We start from the raw sequence: 24510 nt of genomic DNA, 5'->3' as shown, positions 1-24510 counted from the left end.
TAATACTCCGATGAACTTACGGAACAATTTAATTTATATTTATATTTAATTAATGGGGTAAAAAACTTGCTTAAAAGAAAGACCCCCAACTATTTTTAAGCAAAAGGAGAAAAGACACAAATGGCGATTAAACATTATAAGCCAACGACAAATGGTCGTAGAAACATGTCTTCTCTTGATTACAGAGCAAACTTATCAGGTCACGCTCCAGAAAAATCACTTTTAGTGAATTTAAGAAATAACGCTGGACGTAACAACCAAGGTAAGATTACTGTTAGACATCACGGAGGGCGTGTTAAAAGATTCTACAGAATTGTAGACTTTAAACGTAATAAAGATAACATCCCTGCTGTTGTTAAAACAATTGAATACGATCCAAACAGATCAGCAAACATTTGTTTATTAGCATATGCAGATGGAGAAAAAAGATACATCCTTGCTCCTAAAGGTATTAAATTAGGACAAATCGTAGTTTCAGGACCTGAAGCTGACATCATGGTAGGGAACGCTTTACCATTAGCTAACATTCCTGAAGGTACATTCGTACACAACATTGAAATGCAACCTGGAGGTGGTGGAGTTATTGCTCGTTCAGCAGGAACTTCAGCTCAAATCTTAGGTAAAGACGATGATGGTAAATACGTAGTGTTAAGATTAAAATCAGGTGAAACACGTCGTATCTTAGCTCGTTGTCGTGCAACAATTGGTGTTGTAGGAAACGAAGAACACTTACTTGTTAATGTTGGTAAAGCTGGAATCAACAGACACAAAGGTATTAGACCTACAGTACGTGGATCAGTAATGAACCCTGTAGACCACCCACATGGTGGAGGGGAAGGTAAGCAACCAGTTGGACGTAAAGCTCCACTTACACCTTGAGGTAAAAAAGCTCTTGGAGTTAAAACAAGAAAAACTAAGAAATCTTCAAATAAACTTATTTTAAGAAGAAGAAAGGATTCTAAATAATGGCTCGTAGTCTTAAAAAAGGTCCATTCGCTGACGCACATTTACTTAACAAAGTTGATGCTGTAGTTCAAGGGAAAGCACCAAAAAAACCAATTAAAACTTGATCAAGACGTTCTACAATCTTCCCAGACTTTGTTGGATTAACATTTGCTGTACACAACGGTAAACAATTCATCGAAGTTTATGTAACAGATGATATGGTAGGACACAAATTAGGAGAATTCGCACCAACTAGAACATTCTCAGGACACGGTGCAGACAAAGGTAAGAAGAAATAATGGCTCAACAAGCAAAAGCACACGTTAAATTACAAAGAGTTAGCGTTTCTAAAGCTAAATTAGTAGCAAACCTTTTCAGGGGAAAAGATGTTACAACAGCTTTAGGACTTCTACACAATGTAAACAAAAAATCAGCTCCTATTTTTATCAAGTTATTAGAATCAGCAGTTGCAAACGCTACACACAACCACGGTATGGATGCAACTAAATTATATGTAAAAGAAGTTTATGTAAATGAAGGTCCTACTCTTAAGAGATTCCAACCAAGAAGTCAAGGACGTGCTTACTCAATCTTAAAACGTACATCAAATTTATCAGTAGTATTAGAGGAGAGAAATTAATATGGGACAAAAAGTTAATCCTAATGGGTTCCGTTATGGTGTTACAAAAGCACATAACTCAACATGATTTGCAGATAAAAACAACTTTGGATCATATTTAGTTGAAGATGCTAAAATCTACAAATTCTTTGATAAATTAGTACGTCAATACCAAATCGGAAAAGTTGAAGTTAAACGTAACAAAGATAATAAAGTTACAGTTATTCTTCACACAGCTAAACCAGCAGCAATTCTTGGAACAGAAGGAAAAAATGTTCAAGAATTAACAGTTAAATTAACAAAATACTTAAAAAACAAGAACTTAAATGTAAACATTCAAGTTGTTGAACTTAAAAACCCTGATTTAAATGCAAAATTACTTGCAGAAATGATTGCTACAAAATTAGAAAACCGTGAAAGTTTCCGTTCAGCACAAAAAATCGCTATTAGAGGTGCGATGCGTGCTGGAGCAAAAGGAATTAAGACGGCTGTTAGTGGTCGTCTTAACGGAGTAGATATGGCTCGTACAGAAGGATATTCTGAAGGTGAAATGAAATTACACACATTAAGACAAAATGTTGACTATGCTACAGCTACAGCTAGAACAACATACGGTGCTATTGGTGTTAAAGTATGAGTATCATTAGGTGAAATTTTGGAAGGAGATAAATAATGCTTCAACCAAAAAGAACAAAATATAGAAAACCTTTCTTAGTAAAACACGACAAACGTAGAGCTACTAAAGGTAACACAGTAGCATTTGGAGAATTCGGATTACAAGCTACAACTTCAGCATGAGTTACAGCTCGTCAAATCGAATCAGCTCGTATCGCTGCTACACGTAGAATGGGACGTGAAGGACAAGTTATTATCCGTATCTTCCCACACTTTGCAAAAACATCTAAACCTATTGGTGTTCGTATGGGATCAGGTAAAGGTACACCTGAATTATGATATACAGCAGTTAAAGTAGACACAATGATGTTTGAAGTTGCTGGAGTTCCAGAAGACGTAGCACGTGATGCTTTACGTTTAGCTGGTCACAAATTACCTGTTAAATGAAGAATTGTTAAAAGAGAAGGAGATAAATAATGCTTTACAAAGAATTAAAAGAAAAATCAGTTGAAGAATTACAAGAATTAGTAGCTCAACTTAAGGCAGAATTATTTACTTTAAGATACAGAAATGTTACAGGTGATTTAAAAGAAACACACAAAATTGCACTTATTAGAAAAGACATCGCTAAAGCTCTTACAGCTTTAAACGAAAAAAAAGGAGCTAAATAATTATGGAAAGAAACACAAGAAAAACACTTGTTGGTACAGTTGTTTCTGCTGGTAAATCAGCTAAAACAATTATTGTTGCAGTTGATACATACAAAACTCACCCATTATACTCAAAACGTTACAAATCAACAAAAAGATTCGCAGTTCACGATGAAAATCAAGTTGCTCAATTAGGAGATGTTGTTTTAATCATGGAAACAAGACCACTTTCAAGAACAAAACACTTCAGACTAGTTGAAGTTAAACAACAAGCTGCAGAAGGACAAAACTAATGATTCAAGAATTATCAAGAGCAAACGTTGCTGATAACTCAGGTGCTAAAGAAATCGGAGTTATCCGTATCTTAGGTGGATCAAAGAAAAAAGTAGCAAATATTGGTGATATTATTGTATGTTCAGTTAAAAAAGCTATTCCTAACGGAATGGTAAAAGAAGGTCAAGTGGTTAAAGCTGTTGTTGTTAGAACATCATACGGAATTCACCGTGATAACGGTTCATACATCCGTTTTGATGATAACGCTGTTGTATTACTTAAAGAGGACTTAACTCCACGTGGTACTCGTGTATTCGGACCAGTTGCACGTGAAATCCGTGAAAAATTCCCTAAAATTGTTTCACTTGCACCAGAAGTTTTATAGGATTAAGGAAATTAAATTATGAACAAAATTAAACTTAGAAAAAATGACGAAGTAATCGTTATTGCTGGTAAAGAAAAAGGTCAAACAGGAACAATTGAAAAAGTATTACACAAAGAAAATAAAGTTATCGTTAAAGGATTAAACTTTATTAAAAAACACAACAAACCTTCACAACAAAACCAAGACGGTTCAATTACAGAAAAAGAAGCTCCAATTCATGTTTCAAACGTGCAATTATTAATTAAAAAAGCAACTAAAGACAAACCTGCTCAATCTTCAAAAATTGGATACAAAGTTGATGCTAAAGGAAACAAAGTAAGAGTAGCAAGAAAGACAGGAAAGGAAATCTAATATGCTTAAAGACGTTTATTTAGAAAAAGCAGTTCCTGCTTTAAAAGAAAAATACAATTACAAATCAACAATGGAAGTTCCAAGAATTGAAAAAGTAGTATTAAACATGACTGCTGGTAAAGAAATCAATAACTCAAAAGCAATCGAAGAAGTTTTAAATGAATTAACATTAATTTCATCACAAAAACCATATCAAACAACAGCTAAGAAATCAAACGCTTCATGAAAATTACGTGAAGGAATGCCTATGGGTGGAAAAGTTACACTTCGTAGAGAAAGAATGTGAGATTTCTTAGACAAATTAATCAACGTAGCAATGCCTCGTATTCGTGACTTCCGTGGAGCTAACCCTAAAGCTTTCGATGGAAGAGGAAACTACAACTTAGGAATTAAAGAAGAAATCATCTTCCCAGAAATCGAATTTGACAAAATCCGTAGAATTAAAGGACTTGATGTTATTATTGTAACAAGCGCAAAAACTGATGCAGAAGCTAAAACATTACTTGAAAGCATTGGTGTACCATTTGACAAAAAAGGAGCTAAATAATGGCTAGAAAAGCATTAATCGAGAAAGCAAAACGTCAACCTAAATTCTCTACACGTGCTTACACACGTTGTGAATTATGTGGACGTCCACACTCAGTATTAAGAAAATATAAAGTATGTCGTATCTGTTTTAGAAATCTTGCTCACGAAGGTAAGATTCCAGGTATGAAGAAAGCGAGTTGATAATTATGTTTATTACAGATCCAATTGCAGATTTAGTTGTTCGTATTAAGAACGCTAACACAAGAAAACATAAAACAGTTACAATTCCTTACTCAAAACAAAAAGAAGCTATTGTTAAGCTTATTTTAGATGAAGGGTACATTGCATCATATAGTGTTGAAGGTGAAGGTGTTGATAAAAACATCCTTGTTACATTAAAATACAAGAAAAATAAATCAGCTATCGTTGACTTCAAGAGAGTTTCAAAACCAGGTCTTAGAGTTTATGTTAAAGCTGAAGAAATTCCAAGTGTTATTTCAGGATTTGGTACAGTTATTATTTCTACATCAAAAGGACTTATGACAGGAAAAGAAGCTAGAAAGGAAAATGTAGGTGGTGAAGTTATCGCTTACATTTGATAGGTAGTTTATATGTCACGTGTTGGAAATCGTGTTATCACAGTTCCTGCTGGTACAACAGTAACAGTAGATGGAAACAAAGTAACAGTTTCAGGTAAAAACGGAACATTAGAAAGAGTTTTTAGTCCATTAATCACAGTTAACGTAGAAGGTAACTTAGTTACAACTGTACGTGCAAATGAAGAAAAACACACAAAACAATTACACGGAACAACAAACGCTTTAATCGCAAACATGATTAAAGGGGTTTCTGAAGGATTCCAAATCGACCTTGAAATTAAAGGGGTTGGATACAAAGCTGAATTAAGAGGTGATCAATTAATTGTTAATGCTGGTTACTCACACCCAGTTACAAAAACAGTTCCTGCTGAATTAAAAGTTACAGTTGCTAAACCAACAGAAATTTCTGTATTCGGAAACAATAAAGAAGTTGTTGGGCAATTTGCTGCTGTTGTTAGAGGAATTAGAAAACCTAATGTTTACTCAGGTAAAGGTATTTCTTACAAAGGCGAAAAAATTAGACGTAAAGAAGGGAAAACAGCTTCTAAATAATCTAGAAGTTGTTAGGTGAAAAATATGAAAGCAAAATCAAGAAACGCAGCTAGAAAAGTTAAACATGTACGTTTACGTCAACACATCAGTGGTACAGCTGCTAAACCACGTTTAAATGTGTTCAAATCACACCAAAACTTTTACGCTCAAGTTATCGATGACACAAAAGGTGTTACATTACTTTCAGCTACAACTTTACAAAAAGGTGTATACGCTGGTAATGTTGCTGCTGCCGCAGAATTAGGTAAGAAATTCGGTCAAGAAATGGTTAAAGCAGGAATCAAAGAAGTTGTATTCGATCGTGGTGGATACTTATACCACGGTAGAGTAAAAGCTTTCGCAGATGCAGTTAGAGAACAAGGAGTTAAATTCTAATGGAAAACAATAAAGAAGTTAAAAAAGAAGTTTCTGGAACACAAGAAGTTGTAGCTAAAAAAGTTAGAGCTCCAAGAAAAACTTCAGAAGGTTCAGAACAACAACGTCCACGTCGTAATGCAGGTGCTAGAAAACCACGTGCTCAAAAATTTGAATCTGAATTTACAGAAAAAGTAGTTGATATTGCTCGTGTTACAAAAGTTGTTAAAGGTGGAAGAAGATTCAGCTTTTCAGCTTTCGTAGTTGTAGGAAACAAAAAAGGTTTAGTTGGATATGGACACGGAAAAGCAAACGAAGTTCCAGATGCAATTAGAAAAGCTATCAAAGATGCTCAAAACAACCTTGTTTCAGTACCAGTTGTTAACGGTACAATCCCTCACGAAATTAAAGCAAAATTCTTAGCTTCAAATGTTTTATTAAAACCAGCTCCTAAAGGAAAAGGACTTATCGCTTCAGGTACAGTTCGTGCTGTAGTAGAGCTTGCAGGATACACAGATATCGTTACTAAAACATACGGTTCACGTTCAAAAGCTAACGTAGTTAAAGCTACAGTTAAAGCTTTAGAAAACTTAAGAACAGTTGAAGAAATTGCTGAAATTAGAGATAAAAATGTAAAGGATTTACAATAATATGGCTATCAAATTAAATAACTTAAAATTTGCTGATGGTTCAAGACCAGAAAAACACCGTAAAGGTAGAGGACACGCTGCCGGAAAAGGTAAACAAGCTGGTAAAGGACAATCAGGACAAAACAAACGTAAGGGACACAGATTAGGATTCGAAGGGGGACAAACTCCTTGATTCCGTAGAATTGGAAAACGTGGATTTAACAACGTTAACCACATTGAATACCAAGTTATCAACCTTTCAGATTTAGAAAACAAATTTAACGACGGTGATACAGTTACTCTAGAAGCATTATTCGATTCAAACTTAATCAAAAGACAAATGCCTGTTAAATTATTAGGAAACGGTGAAATTACTAAAAAATTAACAATTTACGTTCACAAAGCTTCAGCTTCAGCTAAAGAAGCATTCGAAAAAGTTGGTGGAACAATTCACGAATTATAATAATCATTTCAGAGTCAAGCGAAAGCTTGGCTTTTTTATTTTTACAAAAAAATTATTATGAAATTTAGTGTAGAATAACCTGTATTTTGTCACTCTTTTCATAATTCATAACCTTTAAAAAATCTTTAATAATCTCTAAAATATATTGATATTTTGCATTGAATTCATACTTTTATATTCTGCTATATATTAAATTGTTCCCTTTATTAGCATATTATTTTGGTATGTTTAAATGACATTTTTACTTTTGATGAGGATTTTTTAAAAAAAAATTAAATAACGCTTTATTTCTTATTGATTTCAACTTTTTAAAGCAAAATTTATTCATTTTTAATTGAAATTCTATTAAGTCTGATTTTTTATTACATTTAATTAAAAAAAATAAATGAAAATTCATGGGGGGTGACAAAATACAGGTTATTAGCAGGGGTGACAAAATACAGGTTATTTCACACTTTTTTATTTTTACGATTAATTAAAAGATTGGCTTTCTACTTAATGTGTAATTTCATAAAATGTGAAAATTCTTTTTAAATTTTATCAAGTTTTTAAAAAATGGGTATGTTAAAATACACGACAGGGTCGTTTCGGCTTATTTTTTGAGCCAATTTTTTAAATTTTTGTGTAATTTTTAAATAATTCAAATGGTGAAATTCTAACTGGATATTGACTATTTTCAAAGTAATAATTTCGTTTATCTTTATTAATTGAATCAATTAATTCAAATATGAAATTTTCACAAATAAACTGTGGTTCATAACCTTTTGGAATAATCTTTCTAATCTCTTTATGTGCGTTTTCTAAACTTCCTTTTTGTCATGAAGAATAAGGGTCACATACATAAAATTCTTTTATGGATTTTACTTTATGAAGTTCAGAATTTTCTAAACCATTGTCCATTGTTAAAGTTAGAATTTTCAAGCTATATTTGCATATCAGCTTTTCAAGCGCTAATCTGACGGAGACTGCATCTCTTTTAGAATACATCGCAAATAACATTCTAGTTTTTCTTTCTAGCAATGTAACTAAGCAATATTTACTTGTCTTTTTGAACTGAACAGTATCTATTTCATAGTGTCCAAATTCTTCTCTTATATTTATTTTTTCTGAACGCTCGTGAACACTTTTTGCAAATTTTAATTTAGATTTAATTTTTGCTTTTTTAGGTTTCTTTAGTCTGCTTTTTGCGATTCCATACTTTCTTTTTAAAGTAAGTATTTTATATTCAAAATCAACATAATATCTGTCGATATATTCATAAAAGCCCTGTACGGTAGGAATAAAAACATTTTGTAGATTATTTTCTTTTACATAATCCTCAAACTTATCTAATATTTTTTGCAACGAAGTTTTTCTATAATAAACAAGTTGTTCGCTTGTTAGTCTTTTCTTTTCGGCTGTTGTTAAACTTCTATATTCTTTATGTTTGGAAATTCAATCTTGCGTAAATTTGTGTAATGGTTTTCATTTTTCTAATGATGTTATTCTTTTTCCATCCAAGGTATTTTCTCTTGTATAGATTTTTGATTTGGTTCATTCGTTTATTGAAAGGTACGAAAAGCACCAACATGTCTTTTGCAAATTTTGCAGAATAATGATGTTTGGACTTTATACTCCTCAGATGCTTTTTCAATTTGTTCCCTAATGGTTTTAATATCACAAGACATTTGTCTTGAAATCTCTAAAAGACTTCATTCATCTTTTAATTTATTGAACAAATCTTTCATTTTTTCTATTGTAAATTCTCTAGGTGAATACTGTTTGATATTTTGAATTTTAGTATTTAACATCTTAAGTTTTGATTTATCTAAATACGGTCTTAAGACGTAATGACTATAACGAGTTGTAAATTCAGTTGAGTATTTTGAATTTCTAGATTTAGCTCTAAATTTCAAACAAATTAAATTATTTTGGTAATGTTTTGCGTTTGATAGCATATAATAATAGTGCCTCCTTTAGTATTTTTGAATTTACACACTTATTTTACATTAAGGAGACGAAAAAACATCGGAATCTTACTAATTAGTAGGAAACCGATGTTTTAATTTTGCTTTTTATTTTTACAAAAAAATTATTATGAAATTTAGAAATATACTATATAATATAAAAGCAAAAAATAATGGGGGGATAGCAAAGCGGCCAAATGCGGGTGGCTGTAACCCACTTTCTTAGGATTCGGGGGTTCGAATCCCTCTCCCCCCACCATTATTTTGCCCCATAGCCAAGCGGTAAGGCAGCGGGTTTTGGTTCCGCGATGCGTTAGTTCGAATCTAACTGGGGCAGCCATATCACCTTGAAAAAGGTGTTTTTTTATGCAAAAATTTAACAAAAAATTGCCTTTTTGTTTTATAATATAGCTAATTATGAAAAATACAGATAGAAAATTAGAAAAAATTACACCATTAGAACAAGATTTCTCACAATGATACACAGATGTTGTGCAAAACGGAAAATTAATGATGTATGGGCCAACTAAAGGGACAATGATTTTGCTTCCAAATGCTTATGGTATTTGAGAATTAATTCAAGAAGGATTAAATGAAGCATTCAAAGAAAAAGGAGTAAAGAATGTAAATTTACCTTTACTTATCCCTTCTTCATTATTTAATAAAGAAAAAGAACACATTGAAGGATTTAATCCTGAACTTGCAACTGTTACAAAAGTTGGGGATAAAGAATTAGATGAACCATTATACATTCGTCCTACTTCAGAAGTACTTTTTGCTCATTTATATAAAAACTCAATTAACTCATACAAAGACTTACCTTTAATTTACAATCAATGAGTTAGTGTAATTAGATGGGAAAAAACTACTCGTCCATTTTTAAGATCACGTGAATTCTTATGACAAGAAGGACACACAGTTCATTCAGACCCAAAAGAAGCTAGAGCGTTAACTAAAGAAATGATTAAACTATATGCTAAATTCTTAAAGAAATATCTTGCAATCCCAACAATTATTGGTAAAAAAACACCAAATGAAAAATTCGCTGGTGCATGTACTACTTGAACAATTGAAGCAATGATGAAAGATGGTCAAGCTTTACAGGCTGGAACAAGTCATTATTTAGCACAAAACTTCTCAAAACCATTTGATATTGTTTTTAAAAATGAAAACAATGAATTTGAATACGCTTACCAAACTTCTTGGGGTGTGACAACACGTTTAATTGGTGCTATAATCATGACTCATGGAGATAATAGAGGTATTATTATTCCACCTTATGTAGCTCCAATTCAAGTGGATATTTTAGAATTATTTGCAAATAAAGATCCAAGAGTTGCACAAGTATCTGCTGAATTGCAAAAAGCACTTCGTAAATATAGAGTACGGGTAGACAATAGTGATAAAAACCCAGGTTACAAAGCTTCTAATTCAGAAATTCAAGGTGTTCCACTTAGAATCGAAATCGGTCCAAGAGACCTTGAACAAGACATGGTTACATTCGTACGTCGTGATACATTAGAAAAAACTTTAGTTAAAATCGAAGATGTTAAAAAACGTGTTCCAGAATTCTTAAGCTTAATTCATGATAATTTATATGAAACTGCTGAATACAGATTAATGCACAATAAGGTATATGCTTACAATTATGCAGATTTCAAAACAGAAATAGCTCAAAATAAATTTGTAATTGTACCATTCTGCTGTGGTGCAGAAGCTGAAAAGAAAATTAAAGAAGAAACTGGAGCAACTGCAAGATGCATCCCAATGTCATTTTCTAAACCAAATAAGAACATCCCTTGTTTCATAGATGATTGTGATAACGAAACTAATCGTTATGTAGTTTTTGCAAAAGCTTATTAATAAATTTCAAGTTTTTAAATTGCTCAAATTTAGAAACTTGAATTTTTTTTAAAAAATTTTTTTGTTTTTTCTTCAAAAAATCCATATATATAATGAGGAGAAATGAAAGGAATAGATAAATTGAAAATGTATAAAAGATACATAAAAGATGAAACTCAAGAAGAAAACAGAACTGAATGAGATCAAATTAAACAACTCGGATTAAGAGAAGATATAGATGCTTTAAGCCAAAAAAGCCAATGAATTCTTGATACTGAAAAACTTTTTATTGAATACATGTCAAATATCATTAAAAGTATGATTGGTGTTAAAGAAATCAAAAAGCTCAAAATGCAAACTAAATTATCTAAATTATGAGTTGAGTATCTAGTATCTAAAAAACCATCAATTAAAGCTGAAATTGATGAATTTGAGAAAAGTTTAAAAGAATCTCCTGATGTATTTGATTACATTTTGTCAATTATGACTGTTGAAAATGCTTGAATAATTCATCAAATTTATATTGAAAAAAGATCTGAGAAAAACAAAGAATGATATCAAGAATTTTTCTCAAAAACTACATTTTATAAAAAACGTAGAGCAGCCATCTACGAATTTGGAAGATTGTTATTTCAAATAATAGATGATTAGCACCACGATAAACGATTATAAAACCACTTATGTAGTAAATGAAAGCAAAGTTAAAGTAAATACACTAAGCAATAATTCTTGATTAAATAAGTTTAAAGCAAAGTTTAGCATCAATGTCGATAGAATATTAAGTAATGGTATGACTGATATTACTATTGCTTTTGAGGATTGATTATTTGATGAAAGAAACAAATACAATTTAGGACTACCTGAAATAGTTTTAGATACAATATTAACTCCTGTTATTGGTAAATTAATTCGGACAAAATTAAAAAGTCAAATTCTCCCAATAAAAGCATATGTGTTTGTAAACTCACAAGAAGTTGTAACTTTTGAATCGAATTTAAAGTATCGAAAACATATTAAAAGAATTCCATTTACAACGTTAAAATTACCTTTTGAAAAACTAAGTGATATAGTAATAAAATTCGCTACAAATGTTCCTGGTCAAGGCGAAGTACTCCTCAAAGAATATCAATTAATTTTTTCAAAAGCTGAAAAAGAGAAATTAAAACTCTCTCCTCTCTCTAACAATCTGCATATTAAAACCCCTTTTTCATATAATTTTAATTTTGAAACGGATAAAAGTTATTGAAAAGAATTGTATTACAATAACATTTTCTTTACATTAAATAATCTGACTAACAGAAAATCATATACTGATTTAATTTCAGCTTATGAATACAACGATGTTAAACGAACTAGATTCAGAGATGAAATTTCATTCAATGGATATATTCCTGTTAAATTTGAACATGTTTTACTTGATGCTTTTTTACAAGATAAAATTGAGCTAATTACTTATAACGATGAATCAAATAATTTGTTAATTGATAAAACAGATTACGAAAGCAGTGGTGTTAAATTTTATGGTAAAGTTGCTGAATTTTTATACACTGATGAAAATCAAAATAAAATACAAAAAACCACTTCTCCTTATTCAGCACAAGCTATAAAAATACCTTATAAATTCAATGATAAGTTTACTGCTTCTTATCATATAACCTCACATTACTTTGATTTAGATATTATTAGGCATTATGAAACAAAAGGAACAAATGCTTATGAAAATGTCTACAATAAGAAATTAAAGATTAAAGAAATTAAAGTGAACAATAACCACAATTATAAGTTTGTTATTAATTTAAACACTGATATCAATGCAGTTTTTAGTGATGGATTTAATCTAGAAAAATACTTTATTTTAGAAGAAGATGAAAAGAAATCCAAATTTATGAATTAAATCATTATCATTATTAGCTGTAATTGTCGGTGCATCAGGAGCTATTGGAGCAGGAGGATATTTTTTATATAAAAAGTTCGCAGCAAATCAAAAAGCAACCAAACCGATTGATAGTGTTAAACCAAAACCGGTTCTAAACAAAGATAGAACAATATATAAAAGCGTCTTTCCTCCGTTAGACACTAGATATTTTGAACAATTTGTTAAAAAAGACAAAATGAATAATAAATATATTGATGAAGAGTTAATAAAACAAATTATAAAAGACATAATTCGAAGAATTCGTCAAGTTAATGGAAAAGTTTATTTTGATTACAATATTTTAAATAGACAACATGCTGTTTTAAACTTAATGTTTATCAGCAGTGAGACAAATGAAAAAGATGAAAAAGCTTATGAAATATTATTAGATTAGTTATAATATATTTATGGAAAACAGAAAAGAAATAATTATTCAAGAATTAAAAAAACTATCTAAAAGAAAACATATTTCAGAAGATGATAACATAAAAGAAATAGGAATTGATTCTTTAGATTTAGCTGAGCTTTTATTTGAGGCAGAAGCTAAATTTGGTGTTGAAATCTCTGATGAACAATTAAGAGATGTCAAAACCGTAAAGGATATAATTTCTATTTTTTCAAATTAAATTTTTGTGTATAATACTTATGCGCTAGGAGTATAGTTCAACGGTAGAACAACGGGCTTCAACCCCGTGTGTTGTGGGTTCGAATCCTGCTACTCCTGCCATTTTTTTATGCCTTTTTTTAAGAATTAAAGTAAAATATTATTATAATGAAAACACATAGAAGATTTGGTGTCTTAGGCACAGGGGCATTTGGTTCAGCACTTGCTAACATATTAATAGAAAACGGGCATAAAGTTTTAATGTATGGTATTTCAGAAACTGAAATAGCAGATATTAATAATGGCTTTAACACAAAATATTTTGGAGATATTCAGTTTGCTAATCCAGAATTAATTCGTGCAACAAATAATTTAGGAGAATTTCTTGATGATGTTGATACAGCTGTTTTAGCTGTTCCATCAGTAGCGGTAGGAAGCTTATTGAGCGAAATTTCAAAAATAGCAAACGGAAGAAAAATTGATTTAATAAATTTATCAAAAGGATTAGAACCTAACACAAAACAATTTTTCTCACAATACATAAAGGATAATTTTACTAACATAATTAATAATTTTTCATCAATTATGGGACCTTCATTTGCTATTGAAGTTTTTAAAGGCAATTTAACAATGGTTAATATAGTTGGTACAAATATTGAATTCAATAAAGAAGTAGCTCAATATTTTAACAATAAACATTTTTATGTAAAACCATACAGTCAAATTAAAGGAGCAGAGCTTTTCTCGGCATTTAAAAATGTTCTTGCAATTGGTTTAGGTATTACCTCAGTTTTATATCCTGGACAAAATTCCCATGCGGGATTACTCACATTAGGGACTAGCGAGATATTTAGAGTTTATAAAGCTATGTATCCCGATGGGGAAAATACTATTGGATATAACTTCTCATCATTTGGTGATATATTCTTAACTTGTTCTTCACCAACAAGTAGAAACTTCTCATTTGGAGCTAATATAGCTAACAAGGGGATTGATGCCGCTTTAAATGAACAACAATGGACAATAGAAGGTTATGATACAGCAAAAACCTTGCAAAAATTAATAGTGGAATATAATATTACAGATGTACCATTTTTAAGCAATATAATTTCAATTTTATTTGAACATAAAGAACCAAAAAATATTATTGATTTCTTTGTTGCTAAACAAAATTAAATTATTCTAAAAAGAATAAAAAAAGGTAAAATATAAATAATTAAATTTAAATAACATTTTAGGAGAAAAAATGATTAAACACACAGAAGATAAAGACAAAGCACAAGTAGTTGTGAAATATGTTGTTGATGCATCAGAATTTCAAAAGAAATTAGATGAAGTATCAAATAGATTAGTTAAAAAAGTTAAAGTTAAAGGATACAGACCAGGTAAAGCACCAGTTGAAAAATTAAAAGCACAACTTGATCCAGAAGTTGTTTTTGGTGAAGCAGCTAAATTCTTCCACAATGCACACTTTACCGAAGTAATTGAATATGCTGTTAAAAAAGAAATTAAAGCTTACTCACAACCAATTCTTTCATATGACTTAGATAAAAAAGGTGATTTAGTTCTTGAATACACATTTGTAATTGCACCAGAATTCAATGTTGATGAAAAAGATCTTAAATTAAAATATACACCAGTTAAAGTTACTAAATCAGATGTTGAAAGCATGATTAAAGATTTAGAACAAAACATGTCAGTTGAAGAATTAGTTGAAGACAACGAAACAACAACAGTTGAAGGTGATACAGTAAACATCGACTTCAAAGGATTTATTGATAATGAACCATTTGAAGGCGGAGAAGCTAAAGGCTACGATCTTAAATTAGGGTCAAAAACATTTATTCCAGGATTCGAGGATCAACTTATTGGTAAAACAAAAGGCTACAAAGGTGATGTTGTAGTTAAATTCCCAGCAGATTACTTTGTAAAAGAATACCAAAATAAAGAAGCTGTTTTCCAAGTAACAATTAACGAAGTTAAAAGACTTAAATTATTTAAATTAACTGATGAAAATGTTAAAATGTTCCAAGATCCAAATGTTACAGATTTAAAATCATTAGAAAATGTTTTAAAAGGAAATATCAGAGTTAGAAAATTTGTTGAAGCTAATGTTAACTTCTACGAAGAATTAGTTGGACAATTAATTGAAAAAGCTCACCCAGTAATTCACGAATCATTATTAACAGCTCACGTTGAAAACAGTAAAAAACAATTTGATAACTCATTAAAACAATACGGAATCAAAAAACAAGAATACTTACAATTAATTAAATCAACAGAAAAAGACTTAGAAGAAGAATTCAAAAAACAAGCTTTAGATCAAGTTACTAAAGCAGAAGCTTACGGATACTTAGTTAGAAAATATCCAGTAAACACAACACCAGAACAAGTAAATGAATTTACTAAGAAATTTATTGAATTTGGATTCTCAAAAGAATCAGCTCATGAATTTGTTATTTCATCATTAAGAATGAGCCTTATCTTAAGTGAAATTAACCCAGAACAAGCTGAAAAACTTGAAAAAGATTTCAAAGAAATTGTTAAATAATATTAAATAGCACATTGTTGCTATTTTTTTATAAAAAAATTTTTATCGCTTAAAATAAGTTATAAAATTGCAATATGCAAAATATTAAAGAAAAACTTTTAGCTACACCACTAGGAGTAAATGGTGTAGCTCTTGGAACAATGGGAATTGCTACTACAGGTACATTTTTACTTGATTATTTAAAGCATGCTACCAAGTGAGCAAATATGATGTATATACAATTAGCCTTGCAAGTTTTTTGCATGTGCATATGCGTCTTTTATGTAGTTTTAACTTGCATTCGTTATAGCTTACAACCAAAAACTATTTGAGAGGAAATAAAAGTTCCTCATGTAGCTGGAATGGTAGGGGTTTTATTCCTTTGCTTCTGCTTACTGGGAAACTCTCTAGGCTGGATTTTAACTACCTTTATACAAGATAAGGTCTTACGTCATTATTTATTAATCCTACCAACAATTATTGTTGTTACAGCAGTAACTTGTCAATTAATTTACTTAGGTTTCTTTCTAAAATTTGTTTTATTTAAAAAAGAAGCTTGATTAGGTGAGGCATATGCATCATGATTTGTTCCTTTAGTTGGATTAGCAATTTCAGCTGCTTATGTGGATGATTTAGGTGATATTATGCCTTTATACTACTGACAAGCAATTTGATTCTTAGGGTTTGCGATATTTTTAATAATGTACCCTTATGTATTTTATAAATTCTTATTTAAGCCACACTCACGTTCTTCAGATATACCTTCTATGGCGATATTTGCTTCACCTGCAAATATGATGGCGGTAGGGTTTTTAGTAGCATTTAACCCACACCGTCTAGAAGCTCCACTAGCTTATTCTCAAACAATTTTTAACAATATTTTATTCTTCCAAATTATTTCAATCATACTATTTTGTTATGGAGCTGTATCTGTAGCTTTATATTACGCTATTTTAGTTAAATCATTAATGCTAAAGAAATATTCAATGTCTTGAACTTCACTAACCTTCCCTGCAGCAGTTTCAGCAACAGGAACAATTAGATTTGCTGAATACTTTTTCCATAATGAAACAAATGCTTATACATTTGAAGGTGTTTATTGAGTGCTGTTTGCAATTGGAATATTCTTATTCTTTACTTCCTTAGCTCTTGTGGTATTTTGTAATATTAAATATGCAAAAATTATGAATAATATTTGATTTAAAGGAATTGTTCACAAAAACAAACCTGCTAAAAAAGAAGAAAAAATTCAAGAACCTCTTGCATTTAAGGATTCTTGAATAATTAAGATTTAATACTTATAATTAATACGGCTTCCGTATTTTTTATACCTTTGTCATAGGCCAAAATAAAATACGGTTCCCCGTATCATATTATTTAGCGAATTTTCCTAAAACAGTATTAATTCTTTCTTTTGTAGGTTCTACAACAATGTATGTACCCGCAACACAAGCATCAGCACCAGCAGCAAAAGCTTCTGGTCCTGTAGTAGCATTAATTCCTCCATCAACTTGAATTAAGTAATCATATCCGAAGTCATTTCTAAGGTGTTTTAATTCACTTAATTTATCTAAAGCAGCAGGCATAAATTTTTGTCCTCCAGCTCCAGGTTCTACAGACATCACAAGCACAAGTACTAAACGATTTAAATATGGTTTAACAGCAGCAACTGGTGTATCTGGTTTAATTGCTAAAGCAATTTTAAGATCATGGTGATTCTTTTCAAGGAATTCCTCGAATTTTTCTAAATCATTTTCAATAGCTTCATAGTGGAATGTAATGATATCAACAATATTTCTTAAGTCCTCAACATAATCATATGGATTAACTACCATTAAGTGAACATCTTTGATGTGAGGTTTTCCGTTTTTAGCAATATTTGCAATTTCGCTAATTTGAATAGCTGTATTAGGAACAAATTTACCATCCATAACATCGTAGTGGATTCATTTGATTCCATTTTCAACAAGTGTATCAGCCATTTGAAGTCTTTTATCAGCTTCAACATTTAAAAGACTAGGTGTAACGTATTTTTGCATTATTATTTCCTTTCTTTATCAATTTCATCTAATAATTTAATATAGTTATTATATCTTATTTGTGGAATAAGCTTTGTACCAATGTTTTGTTTTACGGCACATTCACTTTCACTTTCGTTTTTATGTAAGCAGTTTCTAAATTTACAACTTAAAGCAAGATTTCTAAAGCTATAGTAACTTTTTGCAAGTTGTTCTTTATCTAAATCTAAACTAAGTGAAGAAAATCCTGGTGTATCAATTAAGAAACCATTTTTAAAACTAATAATAGAAACAGTTCTTGTGGTATGTTTTCCTCTTCCTAAAGCTTTAGAAATTTCTTGAGTAGAAAAATTATGTCCACCAAGATTATTGAGTGTTGTAGTTTTTCCTACACCACTTTGACCCATGAAAACAGAGTATTTATTTTCAAATAAATGCTCAATTTTTTCAGTGTAAGATAAATCTTTATTATTGATTAAATAGACCTCATATTCCATATCTTGATAGTATTTTTGAACTTCTTGGGCATATGAAGGGTCTAAATCCACTTTAGTAATAAAAATAATAGGTTTAATATTTTTGGATTCAATAATAGCAAGATATTTATCAACCAAAAAAGTTTGAAATTTAGGATGCTGAATTGACATGAAAATTATCATTTGATCAATGTTAGCAACCTTTGGACGAATAAATGAATTTTTCCTTGTAAGAATATTAGTTATAACACCGTTTTGCACTATGACATTGTCTCCAACGACTGGAGAAGTTTCGAGATATCTTAATTTACCTGCAGCAGGTATCTTTAATGTTTCGTTTTCATTTTGAACTGTATAAATACCAGCAACGATTTCAATTACTTTATATTCCATTAAATTAACCCCAATGCAGCAAGTGTTACACAAATAATTATGATTAAGCAAATAACAACTACTAGCGATGTAATTAAGAAAACATTTGAATTAATAATATCTGCTAATTTTTTCTTTTTCTTCAATGTCTTAGGGTTAAGTGGAGCTTCATAAGCTCTTTCAGCACTAAGACACGTTTTTAAATCTTCTTGAAATTCATAAACGTTTTGATATCTATCTTCAGGACGTTTAGCAGTTGCCTTAAGCACCACATTACACATTGCTTGAGGGATATCTTTATAAACTGCTGGAGAAGGAAAAGTGTTTTTGTAATGCATCATTATTGTATCTTGATCACGAGCGCCTTCATAAGGATATTGTCCAGTTAGCATTTCAAATAACACTACACCCAAGGCATAAATATCAACGGCTTTAGTAATTTGTGCACCTTTAATTGTATATTCAGGAGCTGCATAATACGGACTACAAATAACAGCATTTACTTTTGTAAGTCTTTGAGATTCAGGTGAAAGTGAAATACCTAAGTCAATAATTTTAACATTGTGTGAATCATCAATGATAATGTTTTGACTTTTAATATCACGGTGAATTACTCCATTATTGTGTAATTCACCCACACCTTCAGCAATTTTATTAATATATGTTTTAGCTTTTTTAATATTCAAAGAACCATTTGCTCTGATGATATTATACAAAGTGTTCCCTGAAATATATTCCATAACATAAAATTGTTCCACTTCATCACCATAGTAATCAATTAACTTAGGAATATGTTTAGAACGAATTTTTCCAAGCATTTTAGCTTCTTCTGAGAATCTTTTGTAAGCAACCTTATCAAATACATTAGCCATGAATTTTAAGGCATATTTTTGATTATTTTGTTTACTGGTAACTAAGAACACAGTTCCCATTCCACCGCTTCCAATCATTTTTTCAATATTGTATTTGGAGTGAACTTTAGAACTAGCAGGAATATTAAAATTACTCATTTTCGCCTCCATGTTGCAATTCTAAAATTATTAATGTCATATTATCTGTTGACTCAGATAAAATTGCATTCTCAAGAACTTCTTTACCTATGATTGAGATGTCTTTGTTTTGAAGCATGAATAATTCTAATTCATTTTTATCCATAAATCCATGTACACCATCTGATGTAAGTAATATTTTATTAATACTTTCAAATCCTTTAGTTGGTATTTCAAAGATTTCAATTAAAGTGTTGTAATTAGGTAGTACAGCACTAGTAAGGGCTTTGAGTTGATTTGAATTAATGTTTTTATAAAGTTCTAAATCTTTTGAACTTAAACCATCAGCCAGTAGTTTGTTTTCTAAATTATGATCAATTGTTATTTGCACTAATTCAGTATTATTAACAATGTAGCAACGTGAATCTCCAGAGTTAAAAACAACAATTTGTTTTGTTTCATAAAGAATTAAACATCCTACAGCAGTTGTCCCCATAGAATTTTTATTAACATCACTAAAAGCTTCTTGTTTTAAACGATTTTTTGCTTTTTCAAAAGTTGAAAAAATTCACTGCTTAGCAGTAAGATTATTTTTTATGAAAAAATTATTTTGGAATTCATCATTAAAAGTATCGATTACAAGTTGGGCAGCTTCATCACCAAAAGCATGTCCACCAATTCCGTCACATAAAATAGCAAGTGTTGCTTTAGAATTTTGTAAAACACTTGCTCTATCATCATTTTTAGGTCTTATTCCTTGTAATGAATCTAAAAAATACTTAATTGTCAATTCCTAACTCCTTGTGCAGAATAGCTCTAATTTCTTCTGCTGCTCTTTCAGGAACATCGTTAATAATTCTGTATTTGAATAAATGTGAATCAGCGATTTCTTCTTCAGCTTTTTTAAGTCTTTGCTTAAGAGTTTCATCGTTTTCTGAACCACGTTTAATAATTCTTTTTCTTAAATCTTCAACTGAAGGAGGTGCTAAGAAAATAGTGATTAAGTTATACTTTTCAGATTCTTTTGAATCAGTAGTAAATTTCTTAATAATTTGTTTTGCTCCATTAGTTTCAATTTCAAGCATTGGTACTTTATGTTTCGCATGAATCTTGTCTAATTCAGAATATAATGTTCCATAATAATTTGATAAGTGATATGAAAATTCGATAAATTTACGACTTTTGATTTTGTCTCTAAATCTATCAATATCAATGAAGTGATAATGGATTCCATCTAGTTCACCTTCACGTGGAAGTCGCGTAGTCGCAGAACAAGATAACGATAAATTCAATTCATCGTATTCAAAAAGCAATCTTTCTACAGTTCCTTTACCTACACCACTAGGTCCGCTGAAAATAATAATTGGGCTCTTTTTATCCATAATTAAACATATTATACCTTAAAATATTTTTTTATATTGCTATAATTATTTTAATATTTATATTAAAATAGAGGTTATATGTTTTACAAATTTAATAAACCATCAGGAGTATTTGCTAATAAAACTGTACGCAGTTTGCAGAAAGAATTAAATGCTTCAAAAATAGGTCACACCGGAATTCTTGATCCTTTAGCAGAAGGTTTAATGCTAGTAGCAACTGATTTTGAAACTAAAATGCTGCAATATATTGATGATAAAAATAAAACTTATATTGCTAAAGCTTTATTTGGGAAATCTTCAGATACATATGATATCGATGGAGAAATCATAACTCATAACGAAGAAAAAATAACTTTAGAGGAGCTCAATGATGCAATAGCATATATGAAAACTACCACAAGTCAAATTCCACCTATTTTTAGTGCTAAAAAGATTAATGGTAAAAAAGCTTATGATTATGCTAGAAATAATGAAGAAGTAACATTAAGAGAACAAAAAATTAAAATATTTAAATATGATTTACTTGAGTTTAATTATGAAAAGCAAGTAGCAACATTAGAAATTATGGTTTCAGAAGGAACTTATATTCGTAGCATTTTAGTTGATACTGCAGCTTATGTTAATAAACATTGTCTTATGTCTTATTTAAAAAGAACTCAAGTAGGTAATATTGCTTTAGATAACTTACCTGTAGGCAAATATGAAGCAGTTTCAATAGAATCTTTAATTAATTTTGAAATAGTTAATTTAGATGAATTTTCTTATAAATATTTAAAAAATGGAAATGAATTTAAATTACATAAACCTGATGGATATTATTTAATTAATAATCCAAAAATAAATTTAATTTGCGCAATTGGTGAGGTGAAAAATAATGTCTTTCACCCTAAAAAAGTCGCTTTAGAAAGGATAGAAAAATGAAACAATTAAAAGACTTAATCAAAATTGCTGCTTTCGATGTGGATGGTACAATTTTACCGAATGGAACTACACAATTTTCAACTAATACTAGAAAGATTTTCCCATTACTAAAAATGAATGGAATTACTACAGTTATTTCTTCAGCTAGAGAATTTGCTACTATAGGAGATTTTTTAGACCAACTTGCTCCGGTTGATTATTTCATTGGAGCAAATGGAGCTTTTATTTTTGATAATAATAAAAAAGAGTTTGTTTATAAAAATACTTTAAAACGTGATGAAGTGATTAAAGTTTATAATGCATTTAAGGATAAAGTAGCAGCATTTGCTGTAACCGACTTTGACAAAGTGTTTAAAACTCCAAGTATGAATTTAAATTCATGATTTATTCGTCCTTTTGTTTCAAATTATTACAACTTTGATGAATCACTTTTAAGTAGTGATGATTTATATGTTATTACACTTAATGTTGAAGGTTCAGATGAAATTGCTAAAGAAGTTTCTAAGTTTTTAGAAGACAATAATTTAAATATGGAAATTTCAGCTAAATGATCTAGAGGAATTTTTATTGGACCTAAAAATGTTTCAAAAAGTCATACTTTAAATATTTTATGTTCAATGCTTGGATATGAAATTGATAAAAACCTTATTGCCTTTGGCGATAGCTCAAATGATTATGAAATGTTAAGAGATGCTTACTATGGTGTAGCTATGGAAAGAGCAAATGAATGAATTAAAGGTGTAGCTAATGATATTGCACTTGATTGTGAATATGATGGAGCTTACTTAAAACTTAAGGAACTTAAGTTAATTTAATGAATGATTTAATTATTTATAATTTAGGAGAATTTACTCCACAAGATACTGATAACTTTATTTTAGGTTCATTTGAATCATTTCACTTAGGACATTATCAATTATTTAAACAAGCACAAGCTAATGGTGGAAGAATTATTTTAGTTTGTTTCAATGCTGAAAAAGGGATGCCTAAATTCAAAGATACTATTTTCATGGATAATTATGCTAAATACGAACAATTAGCTCGTTTACCTTTTGATGCAATTATTCAATTAGAGTTTGATAAGATATCACATTATGAAGGCTTAGAATTTCTCCAAGCCTTAGCGCAAGGCAAATATGTAAATTTTATTGCTGGAGAGGACTTTAAATTTGGTTTTCAAGGTGCTTGAAAATTAGAGGATTTTGCAACTGAAGAATTTAATAATACATTTAATATTCAAGTAATCCCGTTACTTAAAGATTTAAATGTTAAGATTTCTACTTCTAAATTAAAGGAGTCTTTGGAATTTGGACACTTAGATTTCGTTAATTCATTAATTGTTTATGATTATGCATTCTCTGGTATTGTAGATGGAAATAAAATTAATATAAATCCTAAACTAGCAAAAATACATTCAGGACTATATGCAAGCTTATTTCATATTGATGAATTTGTTTATTATGGAATATTACACATTAATAAAAAACATGAAAGAATGATTCATTTATTTGGATATGAAATTAATGAACAATTTAATAATCATCGTGTAGTTGTAGAAATAAAAAAACAAGTAAGAATAATTACTTCTAATTTTGATGACTCAATCTTGGAAAAAGATATAATTCGTGCTAAAAATGCCTTAATTTAAGATTTAAAAGTCAATTTATGTTGACTTTTCATTTTTTAAAGGAGTATAATTTAAAACATAAATACAAGAATAAGAAATTTATTTCAATTTAATGAGGAAAATGTGAAAACAAAAATTTTTAGAATAAGTACTAAGGTTATTTTAGTTATAGCTTTAGCTTTGCTGATTTTATCTGCATCAATTTATTTCACTACTATATCTAGATGACTTTATTACATAGAATTTCCTAAATACCACCTAGATGAGTTATGATTTAAAAATGCAGGACCAGATGGAACGTATGGTCATTTAGACAATAAACAAATCGCACAAATTTATGCAAATGTAATGGATTTTTTACAAAATCAAACTGATACATTTAATATTTCTCCAGTCACATATACAAAAGCTGGATTGCTGCATTTCGAAGATGTTAGAAAATTATTTAATATCTGTTTAGGTATTTTTATTGCTTCGTTAGTTGTTAGCGTTCTATTAATTATTTGAGGAAAATGAAGATATAAAAAAAATTTTTCAATAATATCTTTAGGCGCTTATGCTTCAATTGCATTACTAGTTGTTTTTGTAATTATTTTAATAATTGCAGCTTGTGATTTTGATGAAGCATTTAATAATTTCCATAAAATATTTTTCCCAGGTAAAGATAATTGAATTTTTGATCCTGATCAAGATGAAATTATTAAATTACTGCCTCAAGAAGTATTTAAAAATTATGCAATTATGATTTTTGTATTACTTGCAACTTTTACATTTGGATTCATTATTGCTTACATTATTCAAGTTAGTTCAAGACATAAAAGAAACAAAAAACCCCAAATACAAAGTGACAAAGAATTTGTAATTAAAATAAGTTAAATTCTTTTTAATGATAAAAAACATACTAAGAAGTCTATGTGCTAGAGTT

At 29.8% G+C, this 24510-nt stretch carries 35 protein-coding genes and 3 tRNA genes; 31 read left to right on the top strand and 7 right to left on the bottom strand.

Features of this window, described 5'->3' with window-relative positions; translation table 4 throughout:
• Positions 1–120: 120 nt before the first annotated feature.
• The 16 genes from rplB to rplO are packed head-to-tail and all read left to right on the top strand — an operon-like array spanning position 121 to position 6963.
• Positions 121–966 (top strand): 50S ribosomal protein L2, encoded by an 846-nt coding sequence (gene rplB, locus Q8852_RS03990; RefSeq protein ID WP_305937888.1) that lies wholly within the window; start codon positions 121–123, stop codon positions 964–966.
• Positions 966–1244 carry a 30S ribosomal protein S19 gene (rpsS, locus tag Q8852_RS03985; RefSeq protein ID WP_305937887.1) on the top strand — a complete coding sequence of 93 codons (279 nt, stop codon included), beginning with the start codon at positions 966–968 and terminating at the stop codon, positions 1242–1244. Before rplB ends, rpsS begins: the two co-directional genes overlap by 1 nt.
• On the top strand, positions 1244–1585 hold the full coding sequence (rplV, locus tag Q8852_RS03980; RefSeq protein WP_369810256.1) for a 50S ribosomal protein L22: 342 nt from the start codon (positions 1244–1246) through the stop codon (positions 1583–1585). The genes rpsS and rplV overlap by 1 nt, the downstream gene beginning before the upstream one ends.
• 1 nt (position 1586) lies before the next feature.
• The gene (rpsC, locus tag Q8852_RS03975) at positions 1587–2237 is read left to right on the top strand and encodes a 30S ribosomal protein S3 (protein WP_305937886.1); all 651 of its coding nucleotides are present in this window, start codon (positions 1587–1589) and stop codon (positions 2235–2237) included.
• Entirely contained in the window at positions 2237–2656 is a 420-nt protein-coding gene (rplP, locus tag Q8852_RS03970) for a 50S ribosomal protein L16 (protein ID WP_305937885.1), read from the top strand. The genes rpsC and rplP overlap by 1 nt, the downstream gene beginning before the upstream one ends.
• Positions 2656–2850 carry a 50S ribosomal protein L29 gene (gene rpmC, locus Q8852_RS03965; RefSeq protein WP_305937884.1) on the top strand — a complete coding sequence of 65 codons (195 nt, stop codon included), beginning with the start codon at positions 2656–2658 and terminating at the stop codon, positions 2848–2850. Before rplP ends, rpmC begins: the two co-directional genes overlap by 1 nt.
• Before the next feature lie 2 nt (positions 2851–2852).
• Positions 2853–3122, top strand: a complete 270-nt coding sequence (gene rpsQ, locus Q8852_RS03960; RefSeq protein WP_305937883.1) for a 30S ribosomal protein S17 — start codon at positions 2853–2855, stop codon at positions 3120–3122.
• Complete coding sequence (rplN, locus tag Q8852_RS03955; RefSeq protein ID WP_305937882.1) at positions 3122–3487, top strand: 50S ribosomal protein L14; 366 nt, start codon at positions 3122–3124, stop codon at positions 3485–3487. The genes rpsQ and rplN overlap by 1 nt, the downstream gene beginning before the upstream one ends.
• 18 nt (positions 3488–3505) lie before the next feature.
• Positions 3506–3838, top strand: a complete 333-nt coding sequence (gene rplX / locus Q8852_RS03950) for a 50S ribosomal protein L24 (protein ID WP_305937881.1) — start codon at positions 3506–3508, stop codon at positions 3836–3838.
• A gap of 1 nt (position 3839) precedes the next feature.
• Complete coding sequence (gene rplE / locus Q8852_RS03945) at positions 3840–4385, top strand: 50S ribosomal protein L5 (RefSeq protein ID WP_305937880.1); 546 nt, start codon at positions 3840–3842, stop codon at positions 4383–4385.
• Positions 4385–4570, top strand: a complete 186-nt coding sequence (locus Q8852_RS03940) for a type Z 30S ribosomal protein S14 (RefSeq protein WP_036452166.1) — start codon at positions 4385–4387, stop codon at positions 4568–4570. Before rplE ends, Q8852_RS03940 begins: the two co-directional genes overlap by 1 nt.
• A 2-nt stretch (positions 4571–4572) precedes the next feature.
• Positions 4573–4968, top strand: a complete 396-nt coding sequence (gene rpsH, locus Q8852_RS03935) for a 30S ribosomal protein S8 (protein ID WP_305937879.1) — start codon at positions 4573–4575, stop codon at positions 4966–4968.
• A 9-nt stretch (positions 4969–4977) separates the two neighbouring features.
• Entirely contained in the window at positions 4978–5517 is a 540-nt protein-coding gene (rplF, locus tag Q8852_RS03930; protein WP_305937878.1) for a 50S ribosomal protein L6, read from the top strand.
• Positions 5518–5541: 24 nt separating this feature from the next.
• Complete coding sequence (gene rplR / locus Q8852_RS03925) at positions 5542–5892, top strand: 50S ribosomal protein L18 (protein WP_305937877.1); 351 nt, start codon at positions 5542–5544, stop codon at positions 5890–5892.
• Positions 5892–6521, top strand: coding sequence for a 30S ribosomal protein S5 (gene rpsE / locus Q8852_RS03920; protein WP_305937876.1), 630 nt, complete (start codon positions 5892–5894; stop codon positions 6519–6521). Before rplR ends, rpsE begins: the two co-directional genes overlap by 1 nt.
• Position 6522: 1 nt before the next feature.
• A complete protein-coding gene (gene rplO, locus Q8852_RS03915) occupies positions 6523–6963 on the top strand; it encodes a 50S ribosomal protein L15 (RefSeq protein WP_305937875.1) in 441 nt (146 codons plus the stop codon).
• Positions 6964–7575: 612 nt separating this feature from the next.
• On the opposite strand, the gene Q8852_RS03910 is transcribed toward rplO, so the two are convergent.
• Both Q8852_RS03910 and Q8852_RS03905 read right to left on the bottom strand, forming a co-directional pair.
• Complete coding sequence (locus Q8852_RS03910) at positions 7576–8544, bottom strand: IS30 family transposase (RefSeq protein ID WP_305937874.1); 969 nt, start codon at positions 8542–8544, stop codon at positions 7576–7578.
• The gene (locus Q8852_RS03905; protein WP_305937873.1) at positions 8505–8900 is read right to left on the bottom strand and encodes a hypothetical protein; all 396 of its coding nucleotides are present in this window, start codon (positions 8898–8900) and stop codon (positions 8505–8507) included. Before Q8852_RS03905 ends, Q8852_RS03910 begins: the two co-directional genes overlap by 40 nt.
• Before the next feature lie 184 nt (positions 8901–9084).
• On the opposite strand from Q8852_RS03905, the gene Q8852_RS03900 reads away from it, so the two are divergent.
• From Q8852_RS03900 to Q8852_RS03850, 11 genes are all read left to right on the top strand, one after another.
• Positions 9085–9168 (top strand) — tRNA-Tyr (locus Q8852_RS03900).
• 6 nt (positions 9169–9174) lie between these two features.
• Positions 9175–9249: transfer RNA gene (locus Q8852_RS03895), tRNA-Gln, on the top strand.
• A gap of 77 nt (positions 9250–9326) precedes the next feature.
• Positions 9327–10772: a proline--tRNA ligase gene (gene proS, locus Q8852_RS03890; protein ID WP_305937872.1), complete on the top strand. Its 1446-nt coding sequence runs from the start codon at positions 9327–9329 to the stop codon at positions 10770–10772.
• 102 nt (positions 10773–10874) lie between these two features.
• The gene (locus Q8852_RS03885) at positions 10875–11402 is read left to right on the top strand and encodes an MG284/MPN403 family protein (RefSeq protein WP_305937871.1); all 528 of its coding nucleotides are present in this window, start codon (positions 10875–10877) and stop codon (positions 11400–11402) included.
• Entirely contained in the window at positions 11395–12645 is a 1251-nt protein-coding gene (locus Q8852_RS03880; protein ID WP_305937870.1) for an MHO_1580 family protein, read from the top strand. The genes Q8852_RS03885 and Q8852_RS03880 overlap by 8 nt, the downstream gene beginning before the upstream one ends.
• Positions 12617–13060 (top strand): MHO_1590 family protein, encoded by a 444-nt coding sequence (locus tag Q8852_RS03875; RefSeq protein ID WP_305937869.1) that lies wholly within the window; start codon positions 12617–12619, stop codon positions 13058–13060. The genes Q8852_RS03880 and Q8852_RS03875 overlap by 29 nt, the downstream gene beginning before the upstream one ends.
• Before the next feature lie 13 nt (positions 13061–13073).
• Positions 13074–13292 (top strand): acyl carrier protein, encoded by a 219-nt coding sequence (locus Q8852_RS03870; protein WP_305937868.1) that lies wholly within the window; start codon positions 13074–13076, stop codon positions 13290–13292.
• A gap of 26 nt (positions 13293–13318) precedes the next feature.
• Positions 13319–13393 (top strand) — tRNA-Trp (locus Q8852_RS03865).
• Positions 13394–13438: 45 nt separating this feature from the next.
• Positions 13439–14446 (top strand): NAD(P)H-dependent glycerol-3-phosphate dehydrogenase, encoded by a 1008-nt coding sequence (locus Q8852_RS03860; protein ID WP_305937867.1) that lies wholly within the window; start codon positions 13439–13441, stop codon positions 14444–14446.
• 70 nt (positions 14447–14516) lie between these two features.
• Positions 14517–15821 (top strand): trigger factor, encoded by a 1305-nt coding sequence (tig, locus tag Q8852_RS03855; protein WP_305937866.1) that lies wholly within the window; start codon positions 14517–14519, stop codon positions 15819–15821.
• 74 nt (positions 15822–15895) lie between these two features.
• Positions 15896–17095 (top strand): SLAC1 family transporter, encoded by a 1200-nt coding sequence (locus tag Q8852_RS03850; protein WP_305937865.1) that lies wholly within the window; start codon positions 15896–15898, stop codon positions 17093–17095.
• Positions 17096–17173: 78 nt separating this feature from the next.
• Here Q8852_RS03850 and Q8852_RS03845 read toward each other — a convergent pair whose 3' ends face one another.
• From Q8852_RS03845 to gmk, 5 genes are read right to left on the bottom strand one after another with little or no spacing between them, the layout of a single operon-like run.
• On the bottom strand, positions 17174–17839 hold the full coding sequence (locus tag Q8852_RS03845; RefSeq protein ID WP_305937864.1) for a ribulose-phosphate 3-epimerase: 666 nt from the start codon (positions 17837–17839) through the stop codon (positions 17174–17176).
• Positions 17840–17841: 2 nt separating this feature from the next.
• The gene (rsgA, locus tag Q8852_RS03840) at positions 17842–18687 is read right to left on the bottom strand and encodes a ribosome small subunit-dependent GTPase A (protein WP_305937863.1); all 846 of its coding nucleotides are present in this window, start codon (positions 18685–18687) and stop codon (positions 17842–17844) included.
• Positions 18687–19676, bottom strand: coding sequence for a serine/threonine-protein kinase (locus Q8852_RS03835; protein ID WP_305937862.1), 990 nt, complete (start codon positions 19674–19676; stop codon positions 18687–18689). Before Q8852_RS03835 ends, rsgA begins: the two co-directional genes overlap by 1 nt.
• A complete protein-coding gene (locus tag Q8852_RS03830; protein ID WP_305937861.1) occupies positions 19669–20445 on the bottom strand; it encodes a PP2C family protein-serine/threonine phosphatase in 777 nt (258 codons plus the stop codon). Before Q8852_RS03830 ends, Q8852_RS03835 begins: the two co-directional genes overlap by 8 nt.
• Positions 20435–21037: a guanylate kinase gene (gene gmk / locus Q8852_RS03825; RefSeq protein ID WP_305937860.1), complete on the bottom strand. Its 603-nt coding sequence runs from the start codon at positions 21035–21037 to the stop codon at positions 20435–20437. Before gmk ends, Q8852_RS03830 begins: the two co-directional genes overlap by 11 nt.
• Before the next feature lie 78 nt (positions 21038–21115).
• Here gmk and truB point away from each other — a divergent pair, with 78 nt between their 5' ends.
• The 4 genes from truB to Q8852_RS03805 all read left to right on the top strand — a co-directional run bounded on the left by truB (position 21116) and on the right by Q8852_RS03805 (position 24461).
• Positions 21116–21967 carry a tRNA pseudouridine(55) synthase TruB gene (truB, locus tag Q8852_RS03820; RefSeq protein ID WP_305937859.1) on the top strand — a complete coding sequence of 284 codons (852 nt, stop codon included), beginning with the start codon at positions 21116–21118 and terminating at the stop codon, positions 21965–21967.
• Complete coding sequence (locus tag Q8852_RS03815; RefSeq protein ID WP_305937858.1) at positions 21955–22773, top strand: YcsE-related riboflavin metabolism phosphatase; 819 nt, start codon at positions 21955–21957, stop codon at positions 22771–22773. The genes truB and Q8852_RS03815 overlap by 13 nt, the downstream gene beginning before the upstream one ends.
• Positions 22773–23606 carry an FAD synthase gene (locus tag Q8852_RS03810; protein WP_305937857.1) on the top strand — a complete coding sequence of 278 codons (834 nt, stop codon included), beginning with the start codon at positions 22773–22775 and terminating at the stop codon, positions 23604–23606. The genes Q8852_RS03815 and Q8852_RS03810 overlap by 1 nt, the downstream gene beginning before the upstream one ends.
• Positions 23607–23708: 102 nt before the next feature.
• The gene (locus tag Q8852_RS03805) at positions 23709–24461 is read left to right on the top strand and encodes a TIGR01906 family membrane protein (protein WP_305937856.1); all 753 of its coding nucleotides are present in this window, start codon (positions 23709–23711) and stop codon (positions 24459–24461) included.
• Positions 24462–24510: the final 49 nt, after the last annotated feature.

It is taken from the genome of Mycoplasma seminis (assembly GCF_030718845.1).
GTDB lineage: Bacteria > Bacillota_I > Bacilli_A > Mycoplasmatales > Metamycoplasmataceae > Mycoplasmopsis > Mycoplasmopsis seminis.
Note: the sequence above shows the minus strand (reverse complement) of the source record. Positions and strands in the feature narration are given on the sequence as shown.